Genomic DNA, 7,788 nt, shown 5'->3' on the forward strand with positions numbered 1-7,788 from the left:
CCTCCGGTTCCAGCGCCAAATCGTGGCCGGCAGCGACCGCCTTTTGCGCGAAATGCTTTGCCAGGGGGTCGGTCGCGAACATATGGCCGGTGCCGCGAAAGCAATTGCGCGGAAACTGGTCCAGCAGGATCATCAGCGCCAGCGAGCCTTCGGCATGTCCTGACCAGTCGTCGCATTCGCGCCGCGCGGCGGCGTAATGGAGGTCGAGGAAGCGGGCGCGGAAATCGGCATCGAATGCGTCGTTCTTCTCGAACCAGGCATCCTCGCCGGCGTCGCGCCAGAACTTGGTGACCGAGAGGGCTCTGCTGTTCAGTTCCATCGTTGATTTCCCCGTTCAATCCGCCGGTTCGGATTTATGCAGGACGCCGGCCGTTTCCTCGTTGAGCGCCTGGCCAGGACGGCGGGGCGTGGAAAGCGGGGTCGGGATCGGCGTGCCGATATTGCCTTTCAGGAAACGCTGTCCCGAGCGGATGCCTTCGGCGAGCTGGGTCTCGAAGCGGGCCGTGTCGCGACGCCTGACGTCCTCGATCGTTTCGGCGACGTCTTCGGGATCGACGCCCAGCGCCTCGAGGGTCGAGCCACCAAAGACGAGCGCCGATTCGAAGGTTTCGCGCAGCTGATAATCGACGCCGGCGCGGATGAGCTGCAGCGCCGTGCCGCGGTCGAACGCACGTGCCAACACCGTAAGCAAGGGAAACTCCGCCTTGACGAGTTCGGCGATGCGGATGGCGGCGTCGGGCTTGTCGACACAGATCAGCACGGCCCGCGCCCGGCCGGCCCCGGCCGCGTGCAGGATGTCCAACCGCGTGCCATCGCCATAGTAGACCTTGAAGCCGAAATCGGCGGCCGCCTGGATCATCTCGACATCGTTGTCGATGATCGAGACGTCGATACCGCGCAAGAGCAGTGGTTGGCTGGCGATCTGGCCGAAGCGGCCGAAGCCGATGATCAGCACGCTGCCGGTCAGGCCGTCGGCGATTTCGACGCCGTCCAGCGACTGCTCGTCGCGCGGCGTCAAATGGCGCAAGGCGATGATCGCCAGCGGCGTCAGCACCATGGAGATGATGACGATCGCCGTCAGCGTCGCGTTTGCCTGGCCGTCGATGATGCCGACGGCGGCGGCCGCGGAATAGAGTACGAAGGCGAATTCACCGCCTTGCGCCATGAAGACCGCGCGCTCCAGTGCCTCGCGGTGGCCTGATTTCAGGATGCGGGCGACGATGTAGATGCCGAAAGCCTTCATCACCATGTAGGCGACGACATAGATGGCGATCAGCTTCCAGTTCGCGGCCACCACATGCAGGTCGAGCGACATGCCGACCGCAAGGAAGAACAGGCCGAGCAGGATGCCGCGGAACGGTTCGATGTCGGCTTCGAGCTGATGGCGGAAGGTCGATTCCGAAAGCAGCACCCCGGCCAGGAAGGCGCCCATCGCCATCGACAGGCCGCTGAGCTGCATGGCGAGCGCCGACCCGAGCACGACCAGCAGAGCCGCGGCCGTCATCACCTCGCGCGCACGGGCATCCGCCAGGATGCGGAAGAAGGGATTGAGCAGGTAGCGTCCCGCCACCACCAGTCCGACGATCGCGGCGAGGCCGATACCGACCTCGGTCAGCCGCTCCGACAGGCTGGTATCGGCACCGCCGGGCGCCAGGAAAGCGATCAGGGCGAGCAGCGGCACGATGGCCAGATCCTCCAGCAGCAGGATGGAGACGATGCGCTGGCCCTTGGGAGAGGCGATTTCGCCGCGCTCCTCCAGAAGCTGCATGACGATGGCCGTCGAGGTCAGCACGAAACCGGCCCCGGCGACGAAGGATTGCGCGATCGGAAACCCTCCGGCCATGCCGACACCAGTCAGCAGCACCGCGCAGACCCCGACTTGAAGCGCGCCAAGCCCGAAGATCTCGCGGCGCAGGCCCCAGAGCCGCGATGGCTGCATTTCCAGGCCGATGATGAACAGGAACATGACGACGCCGAGTTCGGCGACATGCAGGATGGCTCCCGATTCGGAAAAGACACCGATGCCGAACGGGCCGATCACCACGCCTGCGGCGAGATATCCGAGGATCGAGCCGAGACCCATGCGCTTGAAGATGGGGACGGCGACGACCCCTGCGGCAAGCAGCGCCACCACCTGAATGAGATCGCTGCCTGATGCTTCCGCTGCCATGCCTCTTGTCCCTGTGTCCGAAATCACTCCTTGCATGCAGTTGGAGCGGGAGGCAAGGGCGGGGAGCCTGCCAGGGCCGGCAGGGGTGCCGTCGAAGCGATTCCCCTGGTGGAACAACGGTCTCCGCTTGCCTGTCGGACGATTGGTGTCTATATCTGCCCAATGCCTGACCATTCGTCCCGGTCGTCTTCGGCGCCACATATTCCGATGGATGCGCTCAGCGAAGTCCTGCAAGACTTTCGCTTGAGTGGCGTCAACTATGGCCGATGCGAGCTCCGACATCCGTGGAGCATCGCCTTTCCGGAGCAACCGCTCCTTCGTTTTCACTTTGTAAGTCAGGGTCCATGCTGGATCCATACCGAAGCGCAGGGATGGCATGAGTTGCGCAATGGCGATTTGGTGCTGCTGCCGCAAGGCATCGCCCATCGGCTGGCTAGCGCGCCGGACGTCGCAGGCGGCTCGCTCGATGATTGCCAGGTGACCAAGTTGGGGGGCAACGTCTGCGAAGTCGTGCGGGAAGGCACGGGCGCGACAAGCACCCTGTTCTGCGGCTCCATGACCTTGGGCGCCTGTGCGCTTAACCCATTGATCGCGTTGATGCCACCTCTCATCAAGGGTTGCGACGTTGCCGGCAATGACCCGGTCGTTGGTCCTTTGCTGGCGGCAATGACCGCGGAGGCCGCGCAACCGCAGATGGGCAGCGCCACCATCTTGTCGCGTATGGCGGACTTGCTGACAGCCCGGCTCATTCGTTGCTGGGTCAATTGCACGGGAACTTCGACCACCGGTTGGCTCGCGGCCATCCGCGACCCTCATATCGGCCGCGCTCTGGCAGCCATGCACCGAGACCCCGGCCATAACTGGACGCTCGAAAGCCTCGCCGGCCTGGCGGGCCAATCGCGCTCGATTTTCGCGGAGCGCTTCAGCGCCGTATTGGGAGAAGGCGCGGCACGCTATCTCGCCCGTCTGCGCATGCAGCTTGCCCGCGAGTTGTTGGGACAAAACGGCTTGTCGGTGGCCGAGGTTGCTACCCGCTTGGGCTATGATTCCGAGGCATCCTTCGCTCGCGCCTTCAAGCGCATCACCAATGTCTCGCCGGGCGTTGTGCGTCGCACAATTCCTGGACGAATAGACATGAATTTCGGATTTTGAGATACATATCATCCGAAAAGACTCGTTTATGAAAGATCTCCAAACTTTGGAGATCCTTCCGTGACTGACACAACATTACAGCTTGAAGACGCGGCGATAGACCTTGATGCCGCCGCGCCGGCGACGTGGAGCGCAACCACATGGTTCGCGGTCCTTTCGTTGGCGGCAACCAGCTTTGCGCTGGTGTCCGCCGAATTCCTGCCGGCAGGTCTGTTGACGCCGATGGCGCGCGATCTCGGCATCAGCGAGGGGACGGCCGGGCAGGTGGTCACCGCCACCGCTTCCGTCGGCGCCGTGACGGCCATGTTGAGCAATGTCCTCATCGGCCGATTGAACCGCAAGACGGTGCTTGTCGGCCTCATGGCCCTGGCGGTCGGTTCCAACATTCTTGCGGCGCTGGCGCCCAATTTCTGGCTGTTATTGTTGGGCCGGGCCGGACTGGGGATCGCTCTCAGCGCTTTCTGGGCACTTTCGGTCGCCGTCGTGGCGAGGCTGGTTGGCGCCAATGCGACGGGGCGGGGCATGGCGATCGTCACCCTCGGCGTCTCGCTCGCAACAATTGCCGCACCGTCGATGGGCGCGTTGATCAGCGATTGGCTGGGTTGGCGCAGCGCCATGGCCATGACGGCGGGGTTGGCCTTGCTTGCCATGCTGCTGCAGTTGCTCAGCCTGCCGACCTTGCCTGCAACGGCAAGCAATAGTCTTGCAGACGTCTTTCGGCTGACACGGCGGCGTGGCATTCAACTCGGTATGCTCGCCATCCTTTTGCTGATGACGGGGCATTTTGCCGGCTCGGTCTATGTGCGTCCCTTTCTCGAACACGTGACGCTCCTTGCAACCGGGCCAATTGCCCTGGCATTGCTCGGATTTGGCATCGCGGCTGTGATCGGCAATATTGCCGGTGGCCGCATGGCCGACGCCAATATCCACGTGGCTCTCGTGGTTACGGCCGCATTGATGGCGTTCGCGGCGCTGGCATTGGTGCTTTGGGGCGTGCACATCGGCGTTGCCTTTGGGTTCGCCACCCTGTGGGGTTTCGCCTTCGGCATGGCGCCTGTGGTGCTGCCGACAAATCTGTCTCGCGCGGCGCCTGACGCGCTGGAAGCAGCCGGCAGCCTGATGGTCGCCTCCTTTCAGGTCGCCATCACCACCGGTGCGGTTGTCGGCGGTTATGTTGTGGACACCTATGGCCCGACAGCGCCTTTGACCGTGACGGCCATCCTTGCCGCATCGACGGCCGTCTTGGCGCTGCTACAACCGCGTAGCTGAACTTTGCCGCCGCCGACACAGCAGCCTGAATCCGGCCGTTGGCGATATTGCAGGCGCGCTACACAAGTTAACGTCGGTAACGCGTTGCATCTTGCCACAATCGAAGGCTAAGCACGCTCGGCTTCGGCCATTGGGGGTGAGCGGCGATCAAGTCGCGCCCTTTTGAGGAGATGACTGACATGAAGAAGTTTTTGCTCGTTGCCGTCGGGCTGGCGGTGCTTGCCGGTTCGGCCTGTTCAAAGGCGCCGGAATGCACGACCGAGATCGCAACCAAGAAAGCGCAGGACATGGCCGCCGCGCTGCAGGAGGCGATCACCAAGGACCCGTCCAAGGCGGCTGACCTGACCGCCAAGGTCCAGGCGGTGACGACCAAGTATCAGGGTTCCACGACCTTGGCCGACGCCTGCAAGGCCTATGACGAGGTGACCGCCGCGATCAAGGGCTGACGCCCGGTTCGTTTGTTTCAAAGGAGGCGGTGGCGATGGGCTGCCGCCTCTTTTGTTTGGGGGTATCCCAGCAATGCCAAGAACCATCCGGAATTGCTTAAAGAAATGGAGGCGGGGTGCGCCTCAGTTCGGCGTGATGGAGCCGACTTCGACGGCATCGACTCGCTTAAGGCTCATGCCGATCACCGGCACCAGTTGGTCCTGAACGCGCACGGCGACCGTCACCGTCATCGAATTGTCGTCGGGAATGCGTGCCTGCATGACGCCGCGCAGCTGGTTGCGGTTGATGGTGAAGACCACCTTGCGGGCGTCGACGACATTGCCGCCGATGATATCGAGCCCGGCACCGGCCGAGCCGCCCATGAAGGAACCCTTGTAGTCGCGGCCGTTGCGCTCGATCTTGGCCGACATCGGCTGGGTGAACATGCCGACCCGGCAGCCGCCGTCAAGCGTCATGCCCGTCTTGCCGTCGGGGGTGGAGCCGGTGAAGCTGCAGTTGAATTTCGTACCCTTGTACTTGCCGGCGACGATTTCGCCGGGGCCGACCCACTTGCCTTCGGCCGACTGGAAAAACTGCTTGTCCGGCTCTCCGGCGCAAGCCCCGGAGGCAATACCGGCGACTGCTGTGATCGCCGCCGCCAGGGGCAAGATGCTGGACAGAATTACGCTTTTCATCGACGACACCCGGCAACAACGAGGCTGTTTGAAACCGGTTTGACCATGAAGAAGATTGGTTAATGCTTCGTCACCTCAGGGCCTCGAAAGCGCAATCCCATCGTGCCGCGAAAGAGGCGCTCGTCATTTGTCGGGTGCGTTTGTTTCGGCGTCTTTCCTTGTCGCAAACGACGTCAGCGCGGCGAGGAAATCGCCCAGTCCCGGGCGCTTGGCAGCGCTGAAGGGCAGGGGGCGCGCCGTCTCCATGGCGGCGATGCCGATGCGCGCCGTCATCATGCCGTTGACGACGCCTTCGCCGAGCTTGGCCGAGAGGCGCGCCGCCAGGCCGTGGCCGACGATCTGTTGGACAAAGCTGTCGCCGACGGCAATCGAGCCGGTGACCGCCAGATGCGCCAGCACACTGCGCGCCAGGCGGAAGAAACCCAGCGTTCCGGGTCGTCCGCCATAGAGTTCCGACAGCCGGCGGATGAGGCGCCCGGCCTCAAAGACGACATAGGCGACGTCGACGAGCGCGCGCGGGCTCACCGCCGTCACCAGCGAGACGCGCTTGGCGGCCTCGAGGACCATCACCTTGGCCCTGGCATCGAGGGGGCCGAGGATTTCCGCTTCCGCCAGGCGTACCAGACTGGCGCCGTCGATGATCTCGCCGCGCAATTCGGCCAGCGCGCGCCGGCCGGCCGCGGTCTCGGGTTTGGCCGCGACAAAGGCCGACAGTTCATCGACCACAGATCGCGCCGCTTTCGGATCGTCACGCGCGATGGCGTCGAGGGCTCGCTTTTGCAGCTTTTCGACCTCGGCGAGCCGGGCGATCGCCAGGGATTCGCGAATCAGGATCACCAGAAGCGCCAGCAACGCTGTCGCCGCCATGCCGGCGGCGAGCCAGCCCAGCCATTCGGCGCGGGCAAAGAGATCGCGTATCAACTGGTCGGTCCACAGGCCGACAGCCAGCGAAACCAGCACGCCGAAGGCGCCAAAGAAGATGCTGCCGAGAACCGAGCGTTTTCGGGGGGCGACCGACGGCGACGGCTCGGCGGCAATAATGTCCGGTTCGTCGAAGACGTCGACCTCCGCCGGGATGACCAGCGCCACATCGGCCTTCACCGAGCGTGGTTTGCGCGACGGTTCGGCCTGGCGGGCTCGTGGCGCGTCTTGTTTCGCCGCGGCTTCCGGCTCGATACGGAATGCCGCCGGTTTGCGGGGCGCTGTCATGCCAAATGGTCTCCGATCAGGAACTGCAGGGCACGGTCGAGCCGGATATGCGGCAGCGACAGCGTGACGCCTTCGGCCGTGCGTTCGAGTTTGGGCGGACGGAACCGGACGAAGCGGATTGCCGGGTCTGTGGAGTCCTGCCTGTGGTCCGGTCCCGAAAGATCGAAAACAGCATCAATTTTTTCCGGTAAATCACCAGGAAATATAGCTGTTTCCGTCTTTCCGTCGAAGGTTTCGCCATTGATCTTCTCGCCGGCGATCGGCGTGCCGATGATAACAGGCAATGTTTCCCGGCCCTGCTTGACGGTGCCTTCGCGGGTCGCGCGCACGGCCGCCATCGCGACCACGTCGACATCGGCGCCGGTGAAATTCGCCCGCGCCACGGCGCGGTCGGCCAGGCGCCGCACGATCGCCTGCAGCCGGTCATGGCTTTCGTGGTGCAGATGATCGGCCTTGGTCGCGGCAACCAGGATGCGGTCGATACGCCGGGAGAAAAGGTCGGTGAGGAAGCTGCCCCGGCCGGGGCGGAAGCAGTTGAGGATCTCGGTGACGGCGCGCTCCAGGTCGGCCATCGCGCCAGGCCCGGCGTTCAGCGCCTGCATCGCGTCGATGAGTACGATCTGGCGGTCCAGACGCGTGATATGCTCGCGGAAGAACGGTTTGACGACATGTGTCTTGTAGGCCTCGTAGCGCCGTTCCATCATGGCATGCAACGACCCGTTGCGCGCGCGCCTGTCGCCGAGGCCGGCCAGCGGCGCGAAAGTCAGCGCGGGCGAGCCTTCAAGGTCGCCCGGCATCAGGAAACGTCCTGGCGGCAAGGTCGAAAGCGCTCGCTCGTCGAGCTTGCATGCCTTGAGATAGGCGGCG

General features: G+C 64.0%; 8 protein-coding genes. 3 read left to right on the forward strand and 5 right to left on the reverse strand.

Annotation, left to right across the window (positions count from 1 at the left end; translation table 11 throughout):
• Window positions 1-319: DUF924 family protein (locus EOA36_RS20120; RefSeq protein WP_127279120.1), on the reverse strand; the 319-nt coding region annotated here is incomplete at its 3' end.
• Window positions 320-334: 15 nt separating this feature from the next.
• Window positions 335-2,170, reverse strand: coding sequence for a monovalent cation:proton antiporter-2 (CPA2) family protein (locus tag EOA36_RS20125; RefSeq protein WP_127279121.1), 1,836 nt, complete (start codon window positions 2,168-2,170; stop codon window positions 335-337).
• Window positions 2,171-2,332: 162 nt separating this feature from the next.
• On the opposite strand from EOA36_RS20125, the gene EOA36_RS20130 reads away from it, so the two are divergent.
• The 3 genes from EOA36_RS20130 to EOA36_RS20140 all read left to right on the forward strand — a co-directional run bounded on the left by EOA36_RS20130 (window position 2,333) and on the right by EOA36_RS20140 (window position 5,037).
• Window positions 2,333-3,322, forward strand: a complete 990-nt coding sequence (locus EOA36_RS20130) for an AraC family transcriptional regulator (protein WP_189343655.1) — start codon at window positions 2,333-2,335, stop codon at window positions 3,320-3,322.
• A 60-nt stretch (window positions 3,323-3,382) separates the two neighbouring features.
• Window positions 3,383-4,591, forward strand: coding sequence for an MFS transporter (locus EOA36_RS20135; protein WP_127279122.1), 1,209 nt, complete (start codon window positions 3,383-3,385; stop codon window positions 4,589-4,591).
• Between the two features lie 179 nt (window positions 4,592-4,770).
• Window positions 4,771-5,037, forward strand: coding sequence for a hypothetical protein (locus tag EOA36_RS20140; RefSeq protein WP_027029131.1), 267 nt, complete (start codon window positions 4,771-4,773; stop codon window positions 5,035-5,037).
• A gap of 123 nt (window positions 5,038-5,160) precedes the next feature.
• On the opposite strand, the gene EOA36_RS20145 is transcribed toward EOA36_RS20140, so the two are convergent.
• The 3 genes from EOA36_RS20145 to EOA36_RS20155 all read right to left on the reverse strand — a co-directional run.
• On the reverse strand, window positions 5,161-5,712 hold the full coding sequence (locus tag EOA36_RS20145; protein ID WP_127279123.1) for a hypothetical protein: 552 nt from the start codon (window positions 5,710-5,712) through the stop codon (window positions 5,161-5,163).
• A 123-nt stretch (window positions 5,713-5,835) separates the two neighbouring features.
• On the reverse strand, window positions 5,836-6,921 hold the full coding sequence (locus EOA36_RS20150) for a TIGR01620 family protein (RefSeq protein ID WP_127279124.1): 1,086 nt from the start codon (window positions 6,919-6,921) through the stop codon (window positions 5,836-5,838).
• A partial coding sequence (locus EOA36_RS20155) for a YcjX family protein (protein WP_189553282.1) occupies window positions 6,918-7,788 on the reverse strand: 871 nt, incomplete at its 5' end. The genes EOA36_RS20150 and EOA36_RS20155, both read right to left, overlap by 4 nt.

Source organism: Mesorhizobium sp. M8A.F.Ca.ET.021.01.1.1, from assembly GCF_003998025.1.
Lineage (GTDB): Bacteria > Pseudomonadota > Alphaproteobacteria > Rhizobiales > Rhizobiaceae > Mesorhizobium.